Annotated in this window: 28 protein-coding genes; 2 read left to right on the forward strand and 26 right to left on the reverse strand. The window is 38.1% G+C overall.

The genetic code is table 11. The features are described from left to right. Positions 1-9 precede the first annotated feature (9 nt). The 10 genes from OW492_RS10575 to OW492_RS10620 all read right to left on the reverse strand — a co-directional run bounded on the left by OW492_RS10575 (position 10) and on the right by OW492_RS10620 (position 10751). Positions 10-1071 carry a carbon-nitrogen hydrolase family protein gene (locus OW492_RS10575; protein ID WP_290039925.1) on the reverse strand — a complete coding sequence of 354 codons (1062 nt, stop codon included), beginning with the start codon at positions 1069-1071 and terminating at the stop codon, positions 10-12. Between the two features lie 76 nt (positions 1072-1147). After that, positions 1148-3100: a TRAP transporter fused permease subunit gene (locus tag OW492_RS10580; RefSeq protein ID WP_290039926.1), complete on the reverse strand. Its 1953-nt coding sequence runs from the start codon at positions 3098-3100 to the stop codon at positions 1148-1150. A 46-nt stretch (positions 3101-3146) separates the two neighbouring features. Next, positions 3147-4172 carry a TAXI family TRAP transporter solute-binding subunit gene (locus OW492_RS10585; protein ID WP_290039927.1) on the reverse strand — a complete coding sequence of 342 codons (1026 nt, stop codon included), beginning with the start codon at positions 4170-4172 and terminating at the stop codon, positions 3147-3149. Between the two features lie 1009 nt (positions 4173-5181). Then, positions 5182-6816 (reverse strand): chaperonin GroEL, encoded by a 1635-nt coding sequence (gene groL, locus OW492_RS10590; protein WP_290039928.1) that lies wholly within the window; start codon positions 6814-6816, stop codon positions 5182-5184. Positions 6817-6860: 44 nt separating this feature from the next. After that, positions 6861-7151, reverse strand: coding sequence for a co-chaperone GroES (locus tag OW492_RS10595; RefSeq protein WP_113819130.1), 291 nt, complete (start codon positions 7149-7151; stop codon positions 6861-6863). A gap of 186 nt (positions 7152-7337) precedes the next feature. Continuing rightward, entirely contained in the window at positions 7338-7583 is a 246-nt protein-coding gene (locus tag OW492_RS10600; RefSeq protein WP_290039929.1) for a DUF1107 domain-containing protein, read from the reverse strand. 114 nt (positions 7584-7697) lie between these two features. After that, a complete protein-coding gene (locus tag OW492_RS10605; RefSeq protein WP_290039930.1) occupies positions 7698-8168 on the reverse strand; it encodes an FxsA family protein in 471 nt (156 codons plus the stop codon). A gap of 128 nt (positions 8169-8296) precedes the next feature. Then, complete coding sequence (locus tag OW492_RS10610) at positions 8297-9448, reverse strand: 3-phenylpropionate MFS transporter (RefSeq protein ID WP_290039931.1); 1152 nt, start codon at positions 9446-9448, stop codon at positions 8297-8299. A gap of 173 nt (positions 9449-9621) precedes the next feature. Next, complete coding sequence (locus OW492_RS10615) at positions 9622-10233, reverse strand: prepilin-type N-terminal cleavage/methylation domain-containing protein (protein WP_290039932.1); 612 nt, start codon at positions 10231-10233, stop codon at positions 9622-9624. After that, positions 10227-10751 (reverse strand): GspH/FimT family pseudopilin, encoded by a 525-nt coding sequence (locus tag OW492_RS10620; protein ID WP_290039933.1) that lies wholly within the window; start codon positions 10749-10751, stop codon positions 10227-10229. The genes OW492_RS10615 and OW492_RS10620 overlap by 7 nt, the downstream gene beginning before the upstream one ends. Positions 10752-10947: 196 nt before the next feature. Here OW492_RS10620 and OW492_RS10625 point away from each other — a divergent pair, with 196 nt between their 5' ends. Further along, positions 10948-11133: a DUF3545 family protein gene (locus tag OW492_RS10625; RefSeq protein WP_290039934.1), complete on the forward strand. Its 186-nt coding sequence runs from the start codon at positions 10948-10950 to the stop codon at positions 11131-11133. A gap of 80 nt (positions 11134-11213) precedes the next feature. Here OW492_RS10625 and rpoS read toward each other — a convergent pair whose 3' ends face one another. The 9 genes from rpoS to OW492_RS10670 all read right to left on the reverse strand — a co-directional run bounded on the left by rpoS (position 11214) and on the right by OW492_RS10670 (position 17739). Then, positions 11214-12203: an RNA polymerase sigma factor RpoS gene (rpoS, locus tag OW492_RS10630; protein ID WP_290039935.1), complete on the reverse strand. Its 990-nt coding sequence runs from the start codon at positions 12201-12203 to the stop codon at positions 11214-11216. A 109-nt stretch (positions 12204-12312) separates the two neighbouring features. Next, a complete protein-coding gene (locus OW492_RS10635; RefSeq protein ID WP_290039936.1) occupies positions 12313-13152 on the reverse strand; it encodes a peptidoglycan DD-metalloendopeptidase family protein in 840 nt (279 codons plus the stop codon). Further along, positions 13153-13734: a YqaA family protein gene (locus OW492_RS10640; protein ID WP_290039937.1), complete on the reverse strand. Its 582-nt coding sequence runs from the start codon at positions 13732-13734 to the stop codon at positions 13153-13155. A 67-nt stretch (positions 13735-13801) separates the two neighbouring features. After that, a complete protein-coding gene (gene surE / locus OW492_RS10645; RefSeq protein WP_290039938.1) occupies positions 13802-14548 on the reverse strand; it encodes a 5'/3'-nucleotidase SurE in 747 nt (248 codons plus the stop codon). Then, complete coding sequence (locus OW492_RS10650; protein WP_290039939.1) at positions 14545-15588, reverse strand: tRNA pseudouridine(13) synthase TruD; 1044 nt, start codon at positions 15586-15588, stop codon at positions 14545-14547. The genes surE and OW492_RS10650 overlap by 4 nt, the downstream gene beginning before the upstream one ends. After that, positions 15585-16067, reverse strand: coding sequence for a 2-C-methyl-D-erythritol 2,4-cyclodiphosphate synthase (gene ispF, locus OW492_RS10655; protein ID WP_290039940.1), 483 nt, complete (start codon positions 16065-16067; stop codon positions 15585-15587). The genes OW492_RS10650 and ispF overlap by 4 nt, the downstream gene beginning before the upstream one ends. A gap of 40 nt (positions 16068-16107) precedes the next feature. After that, positions 16108-16788: a 2-C-methyl-D-erythritol 4-phosphate cytidylyltransferase gene (gene ispD, locus OW492_RS10660; protein WP_290039941.1), complete on the reverse strand. Its 681-nt coding sequence runs from the start codon at positions 16786-16788 to the stop codon at positions 16108-16110. Further along, on the reverse strand, positions 16781-17071 hold the full coding sequence (ftsB, locus tag OW492_RS10665; protein ID WP_181817696.1) for a cell division protein FtsB: 291 nt from the start codon (positions 17069-17071) through the stop codon (positions 16781-16783). Before ftsB ends, ispD begins: the two co-directional genes overlap by 8 nt. A 107-nt stretch (positions 17072-17178) precedes the next feature. After that, entirely contained in the window at positions 17179-17739 is a 561-nt protein-coding gene (locus OW492_RS10670) for a phosphopyruvate hydratase (protein WP_290039942.1), read from the reverse strand. A 262-nt stretch (positions 17740-18001) separates the two neighbouring features. On the opposite strand from OW492_RS10670, the gene OW492_RS10675 reads away from it, so the two are divergent. Beyond that, complete coding sequence (locus tag OW492_RS10675; protein ID WP_290039943.1) at positions 18002-18634, forward strand: LysE family translocator; 633 nt, start codon at positions 18002-18004, stop codon at positions 18632-18634. Positions 18635-18857: 223 nt separating this feature from the next. Here the strand turns inward: OW492_RS10675 and eno are convergent, their stop codons facing one another. The 7 genes from eno to mazG all read right to left on the reverse strand — a co-directional run bounded on the left by eno (position 18858) and on the right by mazG (position 26646). Next, entirely contained in the window at positions 18858-20156 is a 1299-nt protein-coding gene (gene eno / locus OW492_RS10680; RefSeq protein ID WP_290039944.1) for a phosphopyruvate hydratase, read from the reverse strand. Between the two features lie 122 nt (positions 20157-20278). After that, positions 20279-21916 carry a CTP synthase gene (locus OW492_RS10685; RefSeq protein WP_290039945.1) on the reverse strand — a complete coding sequence of 546 codons (1638 nt, stop codon included), beginning with the start codon at positions 21914-21916 and terminating at the stop codon, positions 20279-20281. A gap of 409 nt (positions 21917-22325) precedes the next feature. Then, positions 22326-23048 carry an amino acid ABC transporter ATP-binding protein gene (locus OW492_RS10690; RefSeq protein ID WP_290039946.1) on the reverse strand — a complete coding sequence of 241 codons (723 nt, stop codon included), beginning with the start codon at positions 23046-23048 and terminating at the stop codon, positions 22326-22328. Next, positions 23045-23695 carry an amino acid ABC transporter permease gene (locus tag OW492_RS10695; RefSeq protein WP_290039947.1) on the reverse strand — a complete coding sequence of 217 codons (651 nt, stop codon included), beginning with the start codon at positions 23693-23695 and terminating at the stop codon, positions 23045-23047. The genes OW492_RS10690 and OW492_RS10695 overlap by 4 nt, the downstream gene beginning before the upstream one ends. Next, positions 23695-24366 carry an amino acid ABC transporter permease gene (locus OW492_RS10700; RefSeq protein ID WP_290039948.1) on the reverse strand — a complete coding sequence of 224 codons (672 nt, stop codon included), beginning with the start codon at positions 24364-24366 and terminating at the stop codon, positions 23695-23697. The genes OW492_RS10695 and OW492_RS10700 overlap by 1 nt, the downstream gene beginning before the upstream one ends. Before the next feature lie 204 nt (positions 24367-24570). Next, positions 24571-25398: a transporter substrate-binding domain-containing protein gene (locus tag OW492_RS10705; RefSeq protein WP_290039949.1), complete on the reverse strand. Its 828-nt coding sequence runs from the start codon at positions 25396-25398 to the stop codon at positions 24571-24573. Positions 25399-25830: 432 nt separating this feature from the next. After that, on the reverse strand, positions 25831-26646 hold the full coding sequence (gene mazG / locus OW492_RS10710) for a nucleoside triphosphate pyrophosphohydrolase (RefSeq protein WP_290039950.1): 816 nt from the start codon (positions 26644-26646) through the stop codon (positions 25831-25833).

The following is a 26646-nucleotide window of genomic DNA, read 5'->3' on the forward strand; positions in this document are numbered from 1 at the left end:
TAAAAAACTTTAAGTATAATTAATCAGCTCCAAACTCTCTTCTAATGTTGTATTAACATCTGATACAGAATTTGACGCACTATTAATGACTATGTCATGCAATGGTTTTTGTCGAGAGCGATTAACCGATACATTAAACACATCATGTCTATTATAATAACCAGCCATATCATGATGCTGCTTTAATTCTACGAGGCTGCTAACATCTATATCAGCTATTACAAGCCCTTCACGGTCAGATAACGTTTCACCTAATGTTGTTCCGCTAGGAGTGACAATCATAGAAGCAGACCTTGGAGAGCCTTCTAAAATTGCTCTAGCTTCATCGTCATCACACAACAAAGCGATATTTTCATCTGTTATAAAACCTGCTGAAACAATAGAAAACACTTTCGCTTCAAAACAATGCGCAGCAGCACGTACACGAATTGCATCAGCTAAATCATAAGGTTCTGAATTGCGAGGATCTTTAAATGGCCAAATTGGCGGATAGTTAGCACAGTGAATCTCTTCACCTTGCGCCATAAGAGCATAGCGTGATAAAGGATTACCATTTTCTCCACAAATCAAGCCACCCACTCGACCGAACGGCATATCAACAACCGTTAACCCAGCTCCATCACCACGGCTCCACGTTAACTTTTCATAAAAAGTTGGTACTAGTTTACGGTGGTGATTAACAATAATACCTTGTGCGTTAATCAATACCATGGAGTTCCATAAACACCCTGCGGAGTATGAAGCCACTTCTGAAAAACCAAGCGAAACTGATATTTTCTGTTGTGCAGCAGCGCTAGCAATCGCCTTAATTTCAGGTCCATCAACACGCAGCGATGAAGCAGCAAATTTAACAAAATTTTCATGTCCCTTTATTGGGCTTGATAATGCATTCCAGATTGGAAAACCAGGAATAAAACTCTCCGGAAAAACAATAAGGTCAACACCTGCTTTAGCCGCTTCAGTTAGATATTTAATTGCTTTTCTTACCCCCGCTTCAGGATCAAAAAACTCTGAAGAAACATGTGCAGCAGCCACTCGGACGGTATTATTTTTGTTAGTACTTGAAGTCATAGGACTTTCCTTCTCATATTCTTAAATTTTAAAATTAAATAATTTTTCTATTAAATATCGGTATTAGGTCGATAAATTAATTTTGAAGAACAGGTTCGTTATCATTAGATGTTTTTGACTCCGTTACCTTTTTGCTTTTAACCTTGTCACGACGCGTTAATACCACTCGAATAATTATGGTGAGAATTGGCACTAGCCCTACCCAAACATTATGAGTTAATAAATAAACGATTAGCGATAATGGCCCTGCGAACAAATACACTAGACGCTCACATGAACTTAGTTTTCGACCAATAGCCCCGTAAACAACACCAGCGGTTAAAATAGATGCACATAAGAAAACGACAATCCCAAGCACCGCTTGTGAAGTAATATTTTCAGGGTCCAATACACTAGGAATAGAAACAAATACAAAGGGTACAAGCAAAGCACAGCATCCCAATTTCGCTGCTTCAAGTGCACTGCGTATAAAACTACCTCCAGATATTCTAACGGCCACTAAAATACCGACAGCAACAGGGGGAGTAAGAGCTGAGAAGATTGCAAAATAAAAGCCATACATATTTGCTGCAATAGGTGGTAATCCAGCATCAATTAAACCAGGTACAACAATGATAGCAATCAGTGCATAAGCGGCAGGAGTAGGTAGCCCCATCCCTACGATCAGAGACACTGCCATCCCAATCATCAGCGCAATAACAATATTACCGTCAGTGTAAACTGAGATCAGATGCCCCGCTGATACACCAAGACCTGTTGTTGTAAGGGTTTGCACAACCAGTCCAATGGCAGCTAGCACTACAGTCAATTGCACCGCTGTTTCTAAACCTGTTAAACAACCTTTCCACAACTCTTTAAAGTTTGGACGGTATTTAGCAGGACGAACAAAAGAAAGTAAAACAACAATGAGTCCTCCCCAAAAGCCAGCCATAGCAGGAGAATAGCGCAGTACCAATAATACGATTAGCACGGTAAAAGATAAGATAAATGACGGCAGTGTCCATTTAATCTTTTGCCAGTTAATTTTATATTTTTGTGAAAGATTACGCGGTTTATGGCCTACTAAACTATAAAGAGCAATACTAATGGCAAACATATAAAGTAAGCCCGGAATAAGCCCGGCAACAACAACTTCAATATAAGAAACACCCAATATTACTGCCATTAAAAAGGCACCTAACCCCATAATAGGCGGTAATAATTGGCTTCCAGTTGAAGACATCACTTCAATGGCCCCTGCTTCATCCGCAGTAAATCCATTCTTTTTCATTGTAGGGATAGTCATGACACCCGATAAGGCAATATTACTAATTGCTTGACCTGTCACCATACCTATCAATGTACTAGCAACAACAGCGGAATAAGCAACACCACCTTTAACCAACAATCCAATCGCTTGGCCTAGCTCACCAAAGGTATCAATAACACGTGTTCCATGAAGTAAACCGCCGTAAACTAGCAATAAGAAAATCATATCTGCAGATAGCGGCATGTAATTAAGTACTCCACGCGGACCACCAATCCCTCCCAGAAAGCTAATTGCGACATTAAGGGGTTGTTGGCGTGATGCCAAAGACTCTGGTAGTAAATGACCAAATGTCATATAAGCCGCACCCACAAGGCAAACAACAGCAATAGTTGCTCCCCACATACGCCATGTAATTAAAATAACGGCAGCAATAATGCAGGCTCCAGCAATCAAAGCATCATTCTCAACAAAAGGTTGAGTAACCTCTAATATTTCTGCATTTGCGTAGAGATAAATACCTGCTCCAGTTGCTAACACTAAACTTACAAGGGAGGTAATAATATCGATCAGTCTAGAGCTCGATGACTTATCTGCTGAGCGATTCCCCATGATCAATAAAGCACCAATGATCAGTACCGCAGTAAGGTGCATAGTGTAGTGCTTCATTGCGCCATGAACACTCGCCCAGAGAGTGATCATGTGATAGATGAGAAGACAGCCACCTACCAAACATAAAGCCCAATGGCTAATGCTCATGATTTTTGATTTGTTTTCTAACATATCCATTCCTTTAGCTTGTCTTTAATCGAACAACATTTACAAAAAACTATTCTATAAGGCCTAATTCTTTGTACGCTCGTAACGCGCCAGGATGGATATTTTCAGGTCCAATTTTAGCAATTGTCGCTACAGTTTCTTTGTCCCATATTTTTGCTACTGCACTATATTTACCTAATTCAAGCCCAGCTTTTAACCATAACTTGGTCATCTCATAAGCATCTTCTTCAGGGAAAGATTTGTGTACCGACAATAAGGTGTAATTACCAAAACTAGTGACGGGTTTTGGTTGGTTCGCAACCGTATTAGCAGGTAAGACTTGTACGCTAAAAGGAGCCCCTGTTTTATCAATATAAGATTGGATATCTTCTTTATTGATATCGATATACGCATAAGGTCTACCGGAGCTTTCTAATGTTTTGAATGGGCCGGCTTCCAAGGTAACGCTAAAATCATGGTTACTATGGGTTACAAGTGTCCCAATATCAGCTTTGCCATCTAAGATTGCATTAATATTTTGAGCAGGACCTAACGCATCGAATGACTTCAACTTTTCAGTCATCCCCCAACCATCAAGCATCATGCGTTGATGCATCCCCCATTCATTTTGACTCAATAAACCAACAGCAACACGCTTGCCAACAAAATCATCTTTACTCTTAATCGATGGGTCTAAAGTAACAAACATATTACTTGTTCTACTCATTACCCCTAACGCTCTAAAATCTTTAACCGCTTCCATTGGCTTAGGAAAGAAAGGAGATATCCCTTTTTTTGCTGCCCACTCAACGACTTGCCCAGAACCAATAATTGTGTTTTCCCAAAGGTGAGGTGAAGAGGCCAAATATCTAACATTGTAAGTAAACCCCGGTGTTTCTACTGCAGTAGGTGCTATTTTATCTGTATAATCACCAGCATAATTTTGCATAGTTGCCCAAGCAAGGTAAGGACCTGAACCCGAAGGTGATATTAAGATATCAACTTTTTTAGGTGCAGCAGTCACAGAAAGAGAAGTAGAAAGTAAACATATTGCAGAGATAGTTGCAGCTAATGTGTTATTAACAAGCTTTTTCATGGTAGTACTCCTGTAGCGTTATAAAGACATTCCCTAGTCGGTTTTGGTCAAAACTACTAACGACTAATTAATTGTTAAAATTAGTCTAAGAGCTACTATTCAAAGTGTATAGCATGTTATTTGTTACAACTAACAAGGAAAAAACTATGAATAAAAACATGCACTAGACATGTGCAATAAAATTTATTTATGCAATATTATGAGGCGTAATGACTAAAGGTTTACTGTAAAACTAACGGAAAGTATTGATTTTAAGAAAATGCAAAAAATTCTATATTAAAAATAATTTTTTAATGAAGTGATAAAAAAATACGATTCTAAACTGATTTTCAGCCCAATAATTAATACATGTCGCTCTAAGATTGTGAAAATCCCCTACTTGGTACGCTATATATCAATCAAGAAACGCAGTATTTTTACTGATACCCCACCTCAAAAATAAAACGTGTTATCTAGAATCATTTAATTCAAGGCGCTTTGCTACCACCTTTAGTGTTTCTTAATAAATGACAACGAAACGATCAAGTAAGCACTTATTTAATAAATTCCAAAAACAAAAAACTCATCGAAGTGAGCTTTTTTAAATGCTTCATGAGTAGCATTCTGGATAGCAGAAATTGCTTAATTGAAGGCGCTTTGCCACGACGTTTAGTGTTTTCTTAAACGAGTGGCAACCCAACGCTGAAGTAGATTATTTATGTGACAGTTAACCAGATACAAAAAAACTCACCGAAGTGAGTTTTTTAGATGCTTTATGAATAGCAGAAATTGTTTAATTCAAGGCGCTTTGCCACGACGTTTAGTGTTTCTTAAACGAGTGGCAATGCAACGCTGAAGTAGATTATTTATGTGACAGTTAACCAGATACAAAAAAACTCACCGAAGTGAGTTTTTTAGATGCTTTATGAATAGCAGAAATTGTTTAATTCAAGGCGCTTTGCCACGACGTTTAGTGTTTCTTAAACGAGTGGCAATGCAACGCTGAAGTAGACGATTTATGCAGCCAGAATTACATCATTCCGCCCATCCCACCCATATCAGGCATAGGTGCAGACGCTGGTGCATCTACTGGTAAATCTGTGATCATACATTCAGTAGTGATCATTAAGCCTGCAACAGACGCTGCGAATTGTAGTGCGCTACGTGTTACTTTAGTTGGGTCAAGAATACCCATTTCTAACATATCGCCGTATTCGCCTGTTGTTGCGTTGTAACCGTAGTTAGCAGTACCTTGTTGTACATTGTTTGCTACCACAGATGCTTCTTCACCACAGTTTGATACGATTTGACGTAATGGAGATTCCATTGCGCGTAGTGCAACACGAATACCTACGTTTTGGTCGTCGTTATCGCCAGTTAAGCCTTTAAGTAAACCAGCTACACGAACTAGTGCAACACCACCACCAGCAACAACGCCTTCTTCAACTGCCGCACGAGTCGCATGTAATGCATCATCTACACGGTCTTTTTTCTCTTTCATTTCAACTTCTGTTGATGCGCCTACTTTAATTACCGCTACACCGCCTGCTAATTTAGCAGAACGCTCTTGTAGTTTTTCTTTATCGTAGTCTGAAGAAGATGCTTCGATTTGTTGTTTGATTTGACCAACACGCGCTAGGATTGCTTGTTGCTCACCCGCACCATCGATAATCGTTGTTTCATCTTTATTGATTACAACGCGTTTTGCTTGACCTAAATCTTCTAGTGTTACTTTTTCTAGGTCTAAGCCAATCTCTTCAGAGATAACTGTACCAGCTGTTAAGATTGCGATGTCTTGTAGCATTGCTTTACGACGGTCACCAAAGCCAGGTGCTTTAACAGCAGCTACTTTCACGATACCACGCATGTTGTTTACTACTAATGTAGCTAGTGCTTCGCCTTCAACATCTTCAGCAATAATCATTAGTGGTTTTGATGCTTTTGCTACTGCTTCTAATGTTGGTAGTAGTTCACGGATGTTACCGATTTTTTTATCAACGATTAGGATGAATGGGCTATCAAGCTCAACCGTACCTGCTTCTTGGTTAGTCATGAAGTAAGGAGATAGGTAACCACGGTCAAACTGCATACCTTCAACTACGTCTAGTTCGTTTTCTAGACCTTGACCTTCTTCAACTGTGATAACACCTTCGTTACCTACTTTTTGCATAGCAGTCGCGATGATTTCACCGATTTCAACATCAGAGTTAGCAGAGATAGTCCCTACTTGTGTGATTGCTTTTGAATCAGAACATGGTGTTGATAGTTTTTTAAGCTCTTCAACCGCTGCTTTCACTGTTTTATCGATACCACGTTTAAGGTCCATTGGGTTCATACCCGCAGCAACCGCTTTCAAACCTTCAGTGATGATTGATTGTGCTAATACAGTTGCGGTTGTTGTTCCGTCACCTGCAGCATCATTAGTTTGAGACGCTACTTCTTTAACCATTTGTGCGCCCATGTTTTCAAACTTATCAGCAAGTTCGATCTCTTTTGCCACTGTCACACCATCTTTAGTGATGTGCGGTGCACCAAAACTTTTATCGATAACAACGTTACGGCCTTTAGGACCTAGTGTTACACGTACAGCATTTGCTAATACGTTAACACCTTCAAGCATTTTAATTCGTGCATCATTACCAAATTGAACTTCTTTAGCAGACATTATATTTTCCTTTTACTGTGTTCTTTAAAATAAAATAATAACGATTATTCAACGATCGCTAGAATGTCATTCTCACTTAAGATAAGCACTTCTTCGCCTTCAATCTTTTCTGTTTTTAGACCGTAACCTTCACTGAAGATAACAGTATCACCTACTTTTACATCTAATGGTCTTACTTCACCATTTTCTAGAATACGGCCATTACCTACTGCAATAACTTCTCCGCGTGTTGATTTTTCAGCAGCGCTTCCAGTTAAAACAATACCGCCCGCAGATTTAGTTTCTTGCTCAGTACGTTTTAGAATAACGCGATCGTGTAGAGGACGAATAGACATTGTGACTTCCTTTAATAGTAATAGTTAACAGAATTGGTTGATTAAGTGATGGGGTCAAAAAGGTACGATTCAAGAGAATCAATGAAAAAAAATGAAAATAGTTTCAAACAGGCAATAAAAAAGCTTATTCATTATCAACATTACTGCCGATTACAAATAAGCCTTTAGCATTAAAACCAGGAAAAGTTATGCAGGAATGGTTTTAGGGTTAGATAATTCCGAAACCATTTTGTTGATTTCACTAGCAGCGATAAGTACTTTTTGCTCTGCTTTTAAGCATTGATAAGCAACCACTTTGCCTTCTATTACTCTAAAGCGACCTAAACCTGCAATAAAAATACGCCCATTAAAGAAGCCTTTTGCAAATTTAGCAATTTGTCGTGGCTGATATTTTTTGAAAATTCTCAACGTGCTAGGACGATTCATTTTCATCGTGCCTCCCTTTTTATTCTTATTTTACTGTTTCTAGTATCGTGTAATAAAAACTGCCAACATAATGCCTTCATTGTATGACAATTTTATGACTCACTGAGTGCTTGAAAATAATTAATCTAGTTTTTTCTCTTCTCTGCGTTCGAATTCACCCTCAATAATTGTGTCATCAGAAGCAGATTGTCGAGTAAAACCTTGGCTTGAAAAGCCCCCCATTGTTCCCTGTGGTGCAAATTTAACATTCGCTAGAATTAACTTGGCTATATTACCGCGAATAGTCGGTTGTAATAACAGCAAACCTGTTATGTCAGTCACAAACCCAGGTGTTACTAATAAGATCCCTGTAACAATTAACATCATTCCTTCAATTAACTGCTGACCAGGCATTTCACCTTCGGCCATACGTTGCTGTACTTTTTGTATTAGTTGTAAACCTTGGCTGCGCACTAAAGCTGAGCCAATTAATGCCGTTAAGATAACCAATGAAATAGTTGGCCAAGCCCCAATGAAGCCACCTACTTTCACTAATACAAATATTTCTAGTAACGATACGCCAGTGAAAATTAAAAATAACCGAGCAAACATAGGAACCTCAATAAATACAATGAATACACTTTATATATGGGGATACTTTTATTTATTTCAAGTTATTAGAGCTTTAGTACGTTGAGAAGTTCAAATTAGATCTATTTCTCAACGGCTTAAGCATTAAACTAATGGGATGATGGTTCGCATTTCCATTGCTTTAATAGTAATAAAACAGGTAGGAGAATGAGTGCCATCCAAAGAAATAAGGAGCTATCTTGGGGAGCATATATCCAGCCGGATATAAAGGTTAATACTGCCATCACTAATCCCAGTGCAACACCAGAATACAGGGTTTGATAACCAACCATTAAATGCTCATCTTGCATTGCAATAAAGCGCATCGCCGCTAGATGAGCTAAAGCAAAGGTAAAGGCATGAAAGGTTTGTACCAAAAGTAACCACATGAAATCCGCAGTTTGGTATAGCGTCCCCCAGCGAACAAAGCCTGCTAATACGGCTAATAAACACATCTGCTTTACTGACCATTTATTAAATAATCGGTCATTGAAGCGCATCAGTATCACTTCAGCAAAAACACTGAGCCCCCACAGAATAGCAATATTAAACTCGGTGATCCCCATAGACTTCCAATACAAAGCACTAAAAGAGTAATAAGCGGCATGACTACCTTGAATTAAGCCCATCACTAAAATGAAGTAAATAACATTAGGCTTTTTCAATAACGTCATTAAGTTATTTGTAGTACCTGGATTAGGACGACTTTGCTCCTGTAATTGCGGATTAAGCTTAATCAGGCTTAAGCTGTAATTAAAAAAAACGGCTAAAATGATTAGCCATAAAATACTGTCATGACCAAATTCACCAATTGTCCAACCGACAAAGGTTGATCCTACAATAAAACTAACCGATCCCCACAAGCGCACCTTGCCATAATTCATCTGTATCTGTTTAACTAATCGAGTACCGATTATGTCCCCGAGAGGGACCATGGGCGCTAATAAAAAATTAAGCAGCAAAGTGGCTGCAGCCAAGACATACCAGCCTTGAAAAAACATTAACGACAATAAACAGAGTAAAGTAAAAAAGGTTAGATAACAGACCATAGTTATCGGTGCGTTAGCGGTTTTAAGTCGCGGCAAAAGGCTAATATTACTCACAAAGCGTAAGACTAACCCTAATGAAAATAATGTCCCAATTTGCTCTGGGCTAATTCCTTTATCAGCTAACCACACTCCCCAAAAAGGTAAGAAGATTCCCCAGATAAAGAAGAAGCAAGCAAAATAACTGGTTATCCATGATTTAGCTGGTAAGTTCAACGTATTACTTCCTTATAATAGATATATACGGATTATTTTATATTTATTAAAGGTTTATAAATAGTCTATTTTTTTGTTTAACAATAATAGTTAATCGCTATTAGAGTAACAGCAAGGTTATCCATTATGTATCCCGCTAAGGTGACCGCTATTTATTATGCAAAGAAGGACTGCTACTCAGGACGTCTGGTTTGTATCAATGTACTGACCTGATGCTTATAGTCTGTATCTTTAACCCATTCGACATTTATATTAACTTCGAGACTTCGCATAGTCATTTGCGTGTTAGCAACATCACTATCTGAAAAACTTAATGAGGTTATTTTTAAAAAGTTAGGGTCTGTTAGATTAACCCAATAACCGCTAGAAAAGCAGTTACTCGCTTGCTTATCGACTTTACGTCCAAATTGGATACTTTGGTTGTTCACGGAATACCTAAATGCCATGAAATGCTGCGCTTGAGATGTGGCTGAATGATCAAAATTATAAGCGTAAACAACACATTGTTGGTCAACATTGTGACTAAGTTCAAACACCTTATCGCTCTCCTCTCCTACTAGAAATGCATTTCCACCGAATCCAGCACGACGCAAATCATTCTCCATGATTGCAATCAACGCCTGTAAATCGGTGCGTAAACGAGAATGGATTAAGGATTTGTTAGTTATCCCAACATTAGATACGTATGAGCCAATCACCATTGCTAGTAATAACGCACCTAATAATAAGCAAATCAATATTTCGACTAAGGTAAAGCCACTTTCAGTGTGATGTTTGGCTAACATTTTTTATAACCTAATGCAGCTTTATCGGGAGAACAAACCCGTAAACGCATCGCACTTTGTATAACAGATAAAGCACCTTGATATTGATTGGTTAAAGTCACTGAGCCGGTTTTTACCGTAAATCGTAATGCGCCATAGGATGCTTGGTCACCATTAAATTTCATATTGGCTTGGCTAAGCATCACTTCTTCACCGTCAACTAAGGGCTGTACATTATCCACGTCATCTAACTGGCAAGAGTTTGCGGTAAAGCAGTCACAACCAGACGCCTCACTCATTCCTACTGACCATTGCTCTCCTTGCTGACAAAATTGAACATACACTTTTACATTACGTTTAATGGCTTCTGTTTTCGCTAGCTGTAAAGTGTAATACAGCTTGCTAGCTGCACTCGATAAGGCTTGATTCGCTAGTAACATTTGATATGAAGATGCAGAAATAGCAATCACAATACTTAATAATGCTAACGTAACTACCAACTCTACTAAGGTAAATCCTTTACCTTTTAGAATAATCATAACCCTCTCCTTGGTATCAGCCACCTTGATTATTTTAAGGTGAGCTAACTAGCATAGGTTACAAAATAACTTCTGACCTTCTATCTAAAGGAGTAATTTTTATTATTTAAATAAAAATATTTGTGTCATAAAAACGTAATGAAGCGACATTATTGTGTTTAACATGAAATAAACACTGGAAAGTAAAGGAGATAACATGCAGCAAGCTCAGTTGAACGGTACAGAAATGACACTAGATAGTTTATTAGCAACTCCAGCAAAGCGTAAATCAAAACCACGTAAATGGCGTGAAATTGAAAATGCAAAAGCACAACTTTTATTAGCTAAAGAGTTACGAGAAATAGACCCTTCCTTTAGCTTTTCCCAATCCGAATTAATGTAATAATAAACATAAAAAACGCATCCTAGGATGCGTTTTTATTTAGGTGAGAGAAGAAGTTGTCTTTACTGAGTTAAGGTATTTTATACTTGGAATAAAGAGTCTATAGACAATCCCTGCGCCGATAAAACATCATGCAAAGACTTCAAGGCTTCGACTTGGATTTGACGCACCCTTTCACGCGTTAAACCTATCTCTTTACCTACGTTTTCTAGGGTATCTGCTTCATAACCTAACAGTCCAAAACGTCTTGCTAATACTTCACGCTGTTTAGGTTGCAGATCTTCCAGCCAATCAACAATGCGCAACTTCATATCACTGGTCTGTAAGCTATTTTCAGGTGTAGAGTCGGTGCTATCTGGGATAATGTCTAATAAATCTTTATCTGCTGTATTACCAATCGGGCTATCAACTGAGCTAATACGTTCATTTAGCTTTAAGATCTTAGCCACTTCTTTAGCTGACACGTCTAGTTCTTTAGCGATATCTTCAGGTGTTGGTTCATAGGCTAATTTGTGTGTTAATTCACGAGCTGTACGTAAATAGACATTGAGCTTTTTAACGATATGAATAGGTAAACGAATAGTGCGAGTTTGGTTCATAATGGCACGCTCAATGGTTTGGCGTACCCACCAAGTAGCGTAAGTTGAAAAACGGAAACCTTTTTCAGGATCAAACTTTTCCACTGCGCGGATCAATCCTAAATTACCTTCTTCAACAAGATCTAGAAGTGATAATCCACGATTGTTATAGCGACGAGATATTTTCACCACTAGTCGTAAGTTACTTTCGATCATACGTTTACGAGCGACTTGGTCACCTCGTTGTAAACGGCGAGCGTAATAAACTTCTTCTGGTGCTGTTAATAACGGGGAATAGCCGATCTCTCCTAAATAAAGCTGTGTGGCATCCATTACTTTGTATTTCTGGCTTGATTCAAAGGAACCTGTAGTAGCTCCTTTGCTATCTGATCCAGAAAAATGTTGCACGTTATTATCGAGCTGTTCACCTTCCTGGTGCATATGAGTATTATATTCAAGCTTATCTATATTAACTGAGGCCGTTCCTACCATGGTTAGACTCCTTTTACTGCTTAATATTGATGAACTCAATTAAGATGTTCCACATTCATTGTTTATACCTTTAAACAACTAATGCTGTCGTGTATTTATATTTGCCTCATCACCTTTTTGGTAGATAACGCAAAGGGTCCACTGACTTACCTCGATAACGAATATCAAAATGTAAATAAACACTATCTGTGCCACTATCTCCCATAACAGCTATTTTTTGGCCCATCTTAACTTGTTCATTCTCTTTAACGAGTAGTTTGTCATTATGCGCATAAGCACTTAAATAATCGTAGTTATGCTTAATGATCACGAGGTTTCCATATCCTCTTAAACCACTCCCTGCGTATACAACTTGACCGTTGGCCGCCGCATAAATCGACGAGCCTCGATCATTTGCTATGGATATGCCTTTCATACCCTGTGTTGAATTTGCAAATGTTTTAATTAATTTCCCTTCACTTGGCCAACGCCAATCCGATACTTTCTTAGCAACTGGTTGTGAAACAGGCTTTTTAGTCACTTTTTTATCAACAACTTTAGCAGGATATGCTTTTGTTGATTTTTTGACAACCTTTACTTTACTGTTTTGCTGACAGCTTTGCGTTGCACAACTGTTTGAGCTTGTTTTTTGCTTATTTTGTGAAACAGTCGAGGCTTTTTCTGTATTATTTTTGAGCTTTAATACCTCTCCTTGTCTAATTATATAAGGTTTTTTGAGGTTATTTCGCTTAATAAGTGTATTTACGTTCATTTTTGCACGCCAAGCGATCGAATATAGCGTATCGCCTTTCTCCACTATATACGTTGTTTGACCCGGCGTAATACTCTGCCCTGTTGCCACATAGGGCTTAGGTGTCGAAGTCGCATCGTAAATAGGCGCTCGACCACTGTGGCTAGAGCAAGCCGTTAACAGTACAAAAGAGGTAGATAACAGATATTTCACTGTCATTTAATGCTTTATTGTAAAATATAAAATAACGGCAGCCAAAATGGTTATCCAACCTAATACATCGATGTATTTACTTAACTTAGTTTCCATTTTCTCCCCCCCTAGAACCATTAGACCAGCGACTAGGAAAAAACGCATCGCACGGCCTATTAATGCAGTTAACATAAATGGCCAAAATGCCATGCTCATAACACCAGCAGTCACGGTAAACACTTTGAATGGAATAGGTGTAAAACTCGCAATAAAAATCACTAATACCCCCCATTCACTAAACCACGACTGAGCTGTGATCATTTTATCTTGGTAATGCATTGCTTCAATAAAAGGCAGTACCACAGGGTCATATAATGCACTCCCCAAGTAATAACCTAGTGCGCCCCCTAATACAGAAAAAAGTGTTGCCCCGAAAGCAAACTGCCACGCCTTTTCCCGTTTAGCTAATGCCATTGGTGCCAGCATGATATCCACAGGAATAGGCCAAAAAATAGATTCAATAAATGCCGTCACATAAAGATAAAATGGAGCGTGTTTATGTTTTGACCAAAGCATTACTTTTTCATAAAGGGGAGCAAATATTTTCACTTAATTTCTCTTTGTTTTTTGATTAAATGTAACTTAATTCTATTTGGTTTAATAAAACATGACTTAGTTAAATATTGTTTAACCATTTATCTACAATAGGCAATTGTTCGATGGCAGTTAAATCTACTTTTATAGGTGTGATAGAAACATAACCGTGCTCAACAGCATGAAAGTCAGTCCCCTCACCCGCGTCTGCAATATGGCCAGGAGGACCGACCCAAAATATTTCGCGACCTCGTGGATCAATGCTTTCTTCTATCATCTCAGCTTGATGACGTTTACCCAAACGCGTGACTTTAATTCCTTTAATCTGCTCAAAGGGTAAGTCGGGCACATTAATATTGAGTACTTGATGTTGCGCTAAAGGTGAAGCCAACAAATGTTCTACTAATTTTTTAGCATAGCGAGCAGCACTTTCATAATGCTCAGTCCCATCTAATGAAACAGCAACAGCAGGTAATCCTAAAAAGCGCCCTTCCATAGCAGCAGCAACAGTTCCTGAATACAGAACATCATCCCCCATGTTCGCACCAGCATTAATACCTGACACCACTAATTTAGGTGGTGTTGAGCAAAGTTTATTAAGTGCTAAATGAACGCAGTCGGTAGGCGTACCATTTACTGATATAAAACCGTTATCTAATAAGTTCTTTCTTAATGGTTGCTCTAATGTCAACGAGTTACTGGCACCACTATGGTTACGTTCAGGAGCAACAACCATCGTTTCAGTGTCATCAATTTGACTTAAGTGTTTATGTAGCGCAGATAAACCTGGTGCTAGAACACCGTCGTCATTACTCAGTAATAGCATCATATATTTATCTCAATAAGTTCTCGGATCACACTTGTTGCGTAACACCCAGACGGTAAATAGAATGAAAGTGTTAATGTTGTTTGGTCATTCCACTGATAACTAAATTGCTCTGGTATCAATAACAATGGGCGTCGTTCTTGTTTTAAGCCCTCTTTCGCTAAACCAGATTGAAGGTCAGTGTAAGCTTGTAAACAGTTTAACTCATATTGTTGAGCATCATCGCTAGAGGTTAGTTCGCCTTTCCCCCATAAAGGTGCGGTTAAACAGACCTCTCTACAAGATAAACGTTGCAAGGTTTGTTCCGATAAATCGGGTAATGGGAAAAAAGAACGGTTAGCCACGAATTGCACACAATCACCAAGCATTGGAGAAGCTTGCAAGTTATCATCAATGCGTTGTGATATAACACGATTAAAAAGGTAACTTCTAGCCGCGCTAATATACATGCCTCGCTTGAATCTATCTTTTATTTTACGACCGTTAAACATTTGCAATGCCGCATTAACATTATGCCCATCGAATCCAAAACGTTGGTTACCAAAGTAGTTAGGAACCCCGTGTTGAACTTGATCTAATACCGTCTGTAATTGCGCTTTATCTGAAATATCACGCAAAGTAATCGTAAAATTATTACCAGATAAACAGCCCGTACGCAGTTTTTTATTATGGCGAATGACTTTTAAAATACTCACACCAGGTGACTCAAAGGTACTAAAGTCGGGTGTTACTTTTCCTGGAATATACAAAGAGAACCATTGGTAAGTCTCAGCTTGGCGATCTTTTAAACCCGCATAGCTTACATTCTTTGCAGCAATTCCAGCAAATTTTGCCAGTTGTCTGGCTAGGTAATCAGTATTTTCGCCTATTTTTTTTACCCATAAACAAACATGCTCGCCTTCACCAGTTAATTCAAAGTCTAACTGTTCTTCTACACGAAAATCTTCACAATGTTGTTTAAAACGACCTGTACAAGTTGGTTTGCCATAAAGGTAACTAAAATCTAACGGGTAAACCTTTTTTTCAGGCTGAAGCTCACTCATTCTGAGTCCTTTAATAGAATAACCACAGCATGTGAAGAGATACCTTCTTTACGCCCCATCGGTCCTAACTTTTCTGTTGTTGTCGCTTTAACATTGATATTGCCTAAATCTGTTTCAAGTAAACGAGTTAGCTCTGCGCACATATCTGCAATATGCGGCGCCATTTTAGGAGCTTGAGCTATGATAGTAATATCTGCATTACCTAAGCGATAACCTTTCTGTTTTGCCTGTTCATATACATTTACCAATAATTCACGACTATCAATACCTTTAAAAGCATCATCGTTATCAGGAAAGTGGCGGCCTATATCACCTAACGCTAACGCACCTAGTATTGCATCACACAGTGCATGAATCGCAACGTCGCCATCAGAGTGAGCTAATAAACCTTGAGTATAAGGGATCTTCACACCTGCAATGGTAATTGGCCCTTCGCCACCAAATTTGTGTACATCATAACCATGCCCAATACGGATCATAAATTTTCCTTAACAATGTGTCTAAAATTAACAGTGTGTATTAAATTTTTGATAGATAGAATTCCGCTAATAATAAGTCTTCTGCTTGTGTGACTTTAATATTATCACTGCGGCCTTCAATAATTGAAACAGTCCCACCAGACAACTCTATCGCAGAAGCTTCATCTGTAATAAGGTGTTGTGCTTCGATGCCTGTGATGGCATTAATTAGTTGTTGGTTTTGAAACATCTGCGGCGTTAATGCATGCCACAAATTATCGCGATCTACAGTATGTTTAATCTGTTGATCAGGGTCACTACGTTTCATCGTATCACGCACTCGATAAGCCAACATTGCACCACTATCATGTTGTTGAGCATGATCGATCAGCTTATCAATATCAGTTGTTCGGATACAAGGACGAGCAGCATCATGCACCAAAACATAATCAGTGGCAGGTAAAGACTTTAATGCACTTAACACTGAATCTACACGCTCTTTACCGCCTTGAACAATGCTCAATTTAGGATGTTTAGCAACACTTAAGTTGTTGAACCATTGGTCATTTTCAGCAATTGAAACAATGACTTGATTAATGTCAGGATGTGCTAAAAAAGGGGCAAGGCTATATTCAATAATTGCTTTATTTAAAATAGTTAAATATTGCTTAGGAATGTCCGAACCAACACGCTTTCCGATACCGGCAGCAGGTATCACCACAGAAAAACATGGCTTATTCATCTAACTCACCGCCTTTAGGAACGATACGGAAAAATGTTTCGCCTTCTTTAATTAGCCCTAGTTCATTGCGGGCACGCTCTTCTATTGCTTCAGTACCTGTTTTTAAATTATCAATTTCAGAGAACATCATTTGATTACGTGTAGTGAGCTCTGTATTACTTGCTGTAGCGAGATCAACGGCTTTTCTATATTCACGATTATCTTGCAATCCATTTTTACCGAACCATAAATGATACTGCAATAGAGAGAAGAGGAAAACAAACACAAATAACAATAAGCGCATGATAAGTAGACTCAATAATAAAAAGCTAATCATCCCACATTACGCTTAAAATTAAAATCAACCCAACCATGCTAAATTGGGTTGTTAGCCCTTAATTTAAGTGAATACTATCTTTTCCAGAAAAGTAACTTGCTCTCTACTTGAGGGAATAAGGGATGAATGAATAATTTATGGGTCATGATTAACCCAACAATCATTTTAATGACCACCATCTGATCGATGCCTAATAAATAATAAGCATACCCACCAACAAAGGCAGACAGCCACATAAAGCCCTGAAAAAGGCGTATTTTTTTAACACTTAATGCGGTTAAAATAACTGCAAAATCAACCCAAGTTAATAATAAACCTAAAGATGGGTTAGCAAGGTAGTCGTTAACTGAGAAATAAGTCGCATAGGTCAAAAAGGCAATCATGATAACTAAGATAAGCTTAGTTATTCGAGTAGATAACTCAGTAAAATCACATAAATAGCGATAAAGGGTAACACTACCAACAACTAGGTTTAATAAGACTTTCGGCATGACACCGATCAAAATCCCCCAAGATACGTCATTAATAACAGAAAGAAACGAAGCGAGTCGTATATTCTTCATGCCGTTAAACACCATTAAAAAAATGTAAAAGAACACACTCGTCCAACCAAGGATCTCAATAATTAAAGGCATGATAATTCCAAACACTAAATAAAAACGCGCATTTTACGCTGTGTTAAGTAAATAAGATACGGTTTAACTATGATTGTGGCTTAATAGTAGATAAGGCAATAATGCTCGCTCATCACCTTAAGGTTAGAAACATAATCAATAATAAAAAAATGTATTTAAAGTATAGCTTTAGAGTACTGTTTAATTAACCTGGATATAATCGTTCCCAAAAGCTGTTCGTCGGCTTAAAGATTACATAAATAAAATAAGGAAATTATAAGTTATGAATTACGATACCTTGTTAGTCTATATTTTGGTTTCATTCTTTTACATCATAAGCCCTGGCCCTGCTATTTTTTTAGCAGTTTATAATGGTGCAGTTAATGGCTTAAAATGTGTCACAGTTTCTGCTTTAGGTAACATTGTTGGTCTAATGTTCCTATCAACTCTTTCTATCAGTGGTTTGAGTGCTATTTTATTAGCCTCATCAATTTTGTTTATGGTTGTTAAAATCATTGGAGCAATCTACCTAATCTATTTAGGTATTAAACAAATTCTCACAAGCAATAATCACAATGTAAAGGAATCTGAAAAAGGTAATAACCGATACAAAAACCTTTTCTCATATTTTAAAGAAGGTTTTTTTGTCTCTGTTACTAACCCCAAACCTATTATATTTTTTACAGCTTTGTTCCCTCAATTTCTCAATACTGATCAGCCAATTTTCAATCAGTTCTTCATTATGACGCTAATATTTATGTGCTTTTCATTTTTATCTTTATCAACTTATGGATACTTAGCAAATCGAGCTAAAGGTTTTTTATCTAATGTTAATAATGTGAAATGGTTCCATCGTATTAGTGGAGGATTATTTGTAGCTATGGGGATTAGCCTTTTCACCATTAAAGCACATTAATAATAAGGGGAAAATTAGCACTAAAGTGAGGGGGTAATTCTTAAAGTTTAAAAATCATATTCTATTTAAAAAATGACTGACCTTTAACTACTTTAAGACTGAAGTTATGGAGGTGCTTTGCATCTGTCGTTGCACCAAATAACAGGCAAAAAAAATCCCCACCGAGGTGAGGATTTATAAGTCAAAGTAGAATACTTTCCTTAACCGAAATTAAGAAATAATATTACTGACCTTTAACTTCTTTAAGACCGTTGTAAGGTGCTTTTGAACCTAGCGCTTCTTCGATACGTAGAAGTTGGTTGTACTTAGCAACACGATCAGAACGGCTTAATGAACCAGTTTTGATTTGGCCAGCAGCTGTACCAACAGCTAAGTCAGCGATAGTTGCATCTTCAGTTTCACCTGAACGGTGAGAGATAACAACTGTGAAACCAGCATCTTTAGCCATTTTGATTGCAGCTAAAGTTTCAGTTAAAGAACCGATTTGGTTGAATTTGATTAAGATTGAGTTAGCAATACCGTTGTCGATACCACGCTTAAGAATCTTAGTGTTTGTTACGAATAGATCGTCACCAACTAATTGGATTTTATCACCCATTAGTTTAGTTTGGTGTGCGAAACCATCCCAGTCAGACTCGTCAAGACCATCTTCGATAGAAACGATTGGGTACTGTTCAGTAAGATCTTTAAGGAAGAAGTTGAACTCTTCTGAAGTGAATTTTTTGCCTTCACCTTTAAGGTCGTAGATGTTTGCTTCTTTGTCGTAGAACTCAGATGCTGCACAGTCCATCGCTAATGTGATGTCTTTACCTAGCTCGTAACCAGCGTTTGCAACAGCAACTTTGATTGCAGCAAGTGCAGCTTCGTTAGATGCAAGGTTTGGTGCGAAACCACCTTCGTCACCAACAGCAGTTGAATGACCGTCAGCTTTAAGTACTTTAGCAAGGCTATGGAATACTTCAGCACCCATACGTAGACCTTCACGGAAGTTTGCAGCGCCAACAGGTTGGATCATGAATTCTTGGATATCTACAGAGTTATCTGCATGCTCACCACCATTGATGATGTTCATCATTGGAAGAGGCATAGAGTAAACACCAGAAGTACCGTTTAGGTCAGCGATGTGAGCGTATAAAGGTACTTTTTTAGAGATTGCAGCAGCTTTAGCAGCAGCTAGAGAAACAGCTAGGATAGCGTTTGCGCCAAATTTAGCTTTGTTTTCTGTTCCGTCTAGGTCGATCATGATTTGGTCAAGCTCAGCTTGTGCTAGTGCATCTTTACCAGCTAGTGCTTCAGCGATTGGACCGTTTACAGCTTCAACAGCTTTAAGTACACCTTTACCTAGGTAACGTGCTTTGTCGCCGTCACGTAATTCAAGTGCTTCACGAGAACCAGTAGATGCGCCAGATGGAGCAGCAGCCATACCGATAGAACCGTCTGCTAGATGAACTTCAGCTTCTACAGTTGGGTTACCACGTGAATCCATGATTTCACGACCAAGTACTTTAACGATGTTTGACATGATTTTTCCTTTGTTTTAATAAAAATAAATTTTAAAAATTCTTCATTACAAGCTGAGATTTGTGACCACAGCCTTTTAATGTGTAATTTTTTAACAAACTAATGCGATCGGGTCAACAAAAACTATGAAAAACGACCTTGTTGATGATCTATCGCAGCTTTTATAAACCCTTTAAATAAAGGGTGACCATCGCGTGGTGTTGATGTGAACTCCGGATGGAATTGCGCAGCAACAAACCAAGGATGATTTGGGTTTTCAATGATTTCTACTAGTTTCTTATCTTCAGATAAACCAGTGATCTGTAAACCCGCTTTCTTAATTGCTGGTAATAGGTTGTTATTTACTTCATAACGATGACGGTGGCGCTCAAATATTTCCTTGCTACCGTACATTTCCAATACTTTAGAGTTATCCGCTAAGTGACATTTCTGCGAACCTACTCGCATTGTACCACCTAAGTCAGAATCTTCAGTACGCTGTTCAACTTCACCTGACTTATCAATCCACTCAGTAATTAAACCAACTACTGGGTTTTCAGATTTTTCATCAAATTCTGTTGAGTGTGCATTTTTAAGACCAGCGACATTACGAGCAAACTCAATTAATGCCACTTGCATACCTAAACAAATGCCTAAGTAAGGGATTTTATTTTCACGAGCATATTGTGCAGCAAGGATTTTACCCTCTACACCACGCTCACCAAATCCACCTGGGATTAAGATTGCATCAACGCCTTCAAGTAGTGATAAGCCTTTAATCTCTACATCTTGTGAATCAATATATTTAATCTTCACTGTCGCAGCACTTTTTAAGCCACCGTGTTTCAATGCTTCATTCACTGATTTGTATGCATCTGGTAATTCAGTGTATTTACCAACCATACCAATAATAACTTCACTGGTTGTATTTGCTTCTTCTGCAACAACCTTTGACCATTCACTTAAGTCAGCTTCAGGACAATCTAAACCAAAACGCTCAACACAGATTTGATCTAAACCCTGTTGTTTTAATAATGCAGGAATTTTATAGATAGAGTCTACGTCGCGTAATGAGATAACTGATTTTTCTTGCACATTACAGAACAATGCTATTTTAGCGCGCTCATTCGCCGGGAAGCTGACTTCACTACGACAAACAAGAATATCTGGTTGAATACCTAAACTGCGCAACTCTTTTACAGAATGTTGTGTTGGTTTAGTTTTTACTTCACCTGCTGTTTTTAAGTAAGGTAATAACGTTAGATGCATAAACATTGCATTTTCACGGCCTACTTTTAAACCTAATTGGCGAATGGCTTCAAGAAACGGTTGTGATTCAATATCACCTACAGTCCCACCTAATTCAACGATAGCTACATCATGGCCTTCACCACCAGCGATAACGCGAGCTTGAATTTCATTGGTGATATGTGGAATTACCTGAATAGTCGCACCAAGGTAATCACCGCGACGCTCTTTTGCTAGTACGTCAGAATAGATACGGCCCGTTGTAAAGTTATTACGCTTAGTCATCTTGGTACGAATAAAACGTTCGTAGTGACCTAAGTCAAGATCGGTTTCAGCACCGTCGTCAGTCACGAATACTTCACCGTGCTGAATTGGGCTCATTGTACCCGGGTCAACGTTAATATATGGGTCAAGTTTTAGAATCGTTACGTCTAAACCACGCGCTTCTAAAATTGCTGCAAGAGAGCCTGCTGCAATACCTTTACCAAGTGATGAAACAACACCACCAGTTACGAATATATATTTTGTTGTCATAATAACCCTGAGCCATTAAGAGAAAAGGAGTGTTAATTTTATTCCCCAATAAAAAAATCACACGCTAAAAGAGCCTAACTTGTTAATTATTAAAGTTAAGATTTTTAAAGTGTGACCGCTTTATCAAAATGGAAGAAAATTGAACATTTAGATGGGACAACAGTATAACAAGTACCGCTATCCTCGACAAACGATAAAAGCATTTTAATGCATAAATGGTGTTTTTTTGAGAACAACCCGATCACTGCAATATATAATTGCTATTACTTAACAATATTACTGCTGCACATGTAGCAAATATCATCTTACTACTATCTATTGATATTCTGCTTATTTCATAATGTTTAATCGTTTAAGTTTAGCTAAAAATAAAAAAACGGCGCTAACTGCGCCGTTTTTTTTGAAGCGGTTAAAGCACTTTACTTAAGAACTGCTTAGTACGCTCTTTTTGTGGGTTTTCTAGCACTTGTTGCGGTGTCCCCATCTCTTCAATTAAGCCTTTATGGAAGAAAGCTACTTTATCAGAGACTTCTTTAGCAAAAGCTATTTCATGGGTAACACAAATCATAGTCATGCCATCATCACGAAGTAACCTTAGTGTGTCTAATACCTCCCCCACTAACTCTGGATCCAATGCAGAAGTCACCTCATCAAACAACATATACGGAGGATCCATCGCTAACGCTCGAGCTATTGCTAAACGTTGCTGCTGTCCGCCTGACATTTTGGTTGGATACTCATGTAACTTATCTCCTAAACCAACATGGGTAAGCTCCTTCGTTGCTATCTCTTCGGCTTTTTCTTTACTAAAGCCTTTTACCACTTGTGGTGCTAATGCGGCATTTTCTAATACCGTTAAGTGCGGGAAAGAGTTCCATTGTTGGAAGACCATGCCTAAATTTTGTCTTAGTTGGTTTTTATCGGTATTTTTATCATGAACATCCACGCCATCTACTAATATTTGACCGCCATTAATTGCTTCAATGGCATTAATACAATATAAAAGTGTTGATTTACCGCTACCACTAGCACCGATAATACTGACCACTTCACCTTTTTTAACGTCTAGATCAATGCCTTTTAATACTTCTAAATCACCAAAAGATTTATGAACACCTTTGATTTCTATCATCTTGTCATTTTCCTTTCTATGTATTTACCATAAAGCGACAATGGGTAAGAGATCAAAAAATAAAATAACCCTACGCCGACTAAAATCATCACGGCTTGTTGTGAGCGTGATATCAACTGCTCAGCAGTTCTTAACAATTCCATATAACCAATAACAGAGACTAACGCGGAGTCTTTAATAACACTCAGTCCAACGCCTATCCATGATGGTAAGACTGATCTCATGCCAATTGGAATGCTGATATGTCGTACTGTTTGCCAATAACTCATGCCGAGTGAACGAGCTGCTTTTTTCGTGGCATGAGGTACATTATCAAAACCACTTCTAAATACCTCGACCATAAACGCCATGGTATATAGTGATAAAATAATTGAACCAGCAACAAACGGATCAAGTGGATAGCCCATTGCACCTATAAAAGTGCTGAATAAGATAAGTTGAATGATTAATGGAACTGACTTTAAAATGTCTAGTACACCGCCTAAACACATATTCACTATCTTGTTACATTCAGCTCTGGCAAAGCCCAAGATTAAACCTAAGATAGTACCAAAGAAGATAGCAACCACAGAGATGTAAACGGTGTTTAATACACCCGTTAGAATGAAGCCTGCATCATTCCAAGAAATAGGAGTAAATAAATTCATTATGATAACTCCCCTTTAAAGACGCGTTTCGACACAAGATGCGCAGCAAATAACACTAACTTAGCAATCACGTAATACATAGCAGCAGCAACAATAAAGAACTCTAAGGTTCTAAAGGAGCTTGATTGTAAGCGCTGTGTTTCCCCTGACAGATCATTCATCCCTACTAATATCCCCAGTGAGCTCATTAAGATTGACCAGATAAATTGGTTAGTCATTGGATGGTAAATTCGTCTGAACATTTGCGGTAAAATAATATGGCGATATGCCTGTATACGATTCATGCCGAGTGAGCGTGCCGCGTTATATTGTGTTGGTGGAATAGATTGAAAACCACCACGAAATGTTTCCGCTAAGTACCCGCCATTAACAAAAACTAAGGCAGCAAAAACCGATAAGTAAGGGCTTAAATGGATGCCATAAGCACCTAAGCCAAAGTAAGCCATGTAAATAAGAAATAAAGCAGGCGTATTTCTTGAAAGCTCAATCCACACACTTGATAGAAAAGATAAAATTTTAGAGTTAGACATTTTACCTAGCGCCAAAAAAACCGCCGCAACGATCCCCACTAGCATAGATAAAACAGAGACATGTAACGTTGTAAATGCACCGCTTAATAATTGCGGAAAAGCATCCCATACAACATTCCAATGAAAGTTATAACTATCCATATACCCTCTTTAAATAATTCAAACTGCAGTGAGTTAAACTCAAATGCTACTTTGTCCATTACCTGATAAATATTGCGATTATGATCTTGTTTGAATTGTTGATATTACGAAAGTAAAAACGGCCCATCTAAAGGGCTCTCTACCATAAAAGAAAATGGTCTACTTTATTTAAAAAAGTAGACCATTAAATAATGATGTTAGAGTTTATCGGTTTTCAATTAACGCTTTTACCATATCTTCTGATACAGGCGCACCAAAGTGTTTAACGTGTAAATCATTTAATTTACCGTCGCGTACCTGGTGGATTAAGAACAGATTTAAGTAATTGATCCAAGCTAGTTCATCACGCTTAGCAATAATACCCACTACATCATCGTAGTTAGGTACGTAAGGGCCAGCAACGAAGTCATCAAATTGGCCAGAAGCTAGTTTAGTAGCGATATTAGTATTGGTTGAAACCAGCGCATCGATTTTACCTTGGTATAACCCTAGGAATGCATCATTCTCTGATTTGAAAGATGTGTAGTTGTCTCTTCCCCAACCTTTTTCATCGGCATAGTTAAAGTACTCTGTTTCGTAAGTAGTACCAATTGCAGCACCCACCTTAACGTTTTTAAGGTCATCAAATGAGTCGATTTTCACGCCTTTTTTAGATAACACTTGGAATTTAAAAACAAAGTAAGGGTAAGTGAAACCAACTGACTTAGCTCGCTCTAGCGTGTCTGAAGTCGAACCGATAACCACATCTGTTTTTGAAGAGATTAAAGAAGGGATTCTGTCTGCCCAAGTTAAATTAATAACGTTAGATTTTACGCCTAATGCTTCTGCTAAATCGTTACAGTAGTCAACGTCGAAACCTGCTGGTTGATTGTCTTTATCAGTGTAGCCCATAGGTGGGAAATCAAGTACAACGCCACAATTTAGCGCGCCTCGCTCAATGACCGTATCTAAGGCATCTGCATTGGCAGTTGATAAAGCACCTAATGCCGCCATTGAAGCAACAACCATCGAGATTTTCTTAACTAACTTCATACTTCCTCCGTGAGTTTTACAAACAAAAAATTTTATACTGGTCAAATCTATTAACAGTGGTTAATGAACTTACTCAGTAATTTGGGCGTCCGAATCCAGTACCCAAATGCGTATTTGCATATTTATTAACATATCATAAATAAATCAGCGATTCTTAGTTGTACAAAACATCAACACCTTTTACCCAACAAATAACACCACAAATGCTATAAGTTATTCACCTATAAATAGACACCTAGAAAATAGAGCTGACATGCAAAGAAGCCTATGCTGATAGGCTCCTAGTTAATTTCACAGGGAGAAAATAAATGAAGAAATTTAAACTGTAATTTGTAATAAAAAATTTATTAAAATAAATTGTAATAGAGTATAAAAAGCAGCTAATGTGTTTAAAAAACAATCAAAAATTAGCTTGTTTAATCTAATTTCCCTCTATTTTGGTAAGTGCTTAATCTCATTCCAAATTGCATCTAACTCGTTCAAAGTGCAATCGCCCATCTCTTTGCCAAGTGATTTCACATGTGCTTCAACACGCTTAAAACGCCTTGAAAACTTGCTATTTGCTTGAGTTAATACTTGCTCTGGGTTTGCTTTAAGATGGCGAATAAGATTCACATTAGCAAATAATAAATCGCCTAGCTCATCGACAATACGCGCTTTTTGTTGAGTCTCATCTAAATCAGTGCGCTTTACTTCAACTAATACTTCATCAATTTCTTCATGAATTTTAGCAATCACAGGCTCCAACTCAGCCCAATCAAACCCAACACTAGCAGCGCGCTTTTGAATTTTGTAAGCTCGCGTTAACGCAGGTAATGCAAGAGGAATATTGTCTAAAATACTCTCTTGTTTATTTTGAGATTGTGCTTTTTTCTGACGCTCTTTCTCTTTTTCAGCTTCCCAGTTTGCATTAATTTCAGCATCAGTTTTTAGCTCTGAGTTAGCAAAAACATGAGGATGACGACGAATTAATTTCTCGTTTAATACCGCTAAAATATCATCAAATTCAAATACCCCCTGCTCTTTGGCCATTTGTGCATAAAACACCACTTGGAACAATAAATCACCTAATTCACCTTTCAAATCGTCAAAGTCTTTATTCGCGATCGCATCGGCCACTTCATAGGCTTCTTCTATAGTATGTGGCACAACGCTATCAAAAGTTTGCTTTAAGTCCCAAGGGCAACCTGTTTCTGGCGTACGAAGTTGCTGCATAATAGAAAGTAATTGCGTTAAGTTTGCTGACAT

It is taken from the genome of Psychromonas sp. 14N.309.X.WAT.B.A12, from assembly GCF_030397575.1.
GTDB lineage: Bacteria > Pseudomonadota > Gammaproteobacteria > Enterobacterales > Psychromonadaceae > Psychromonas.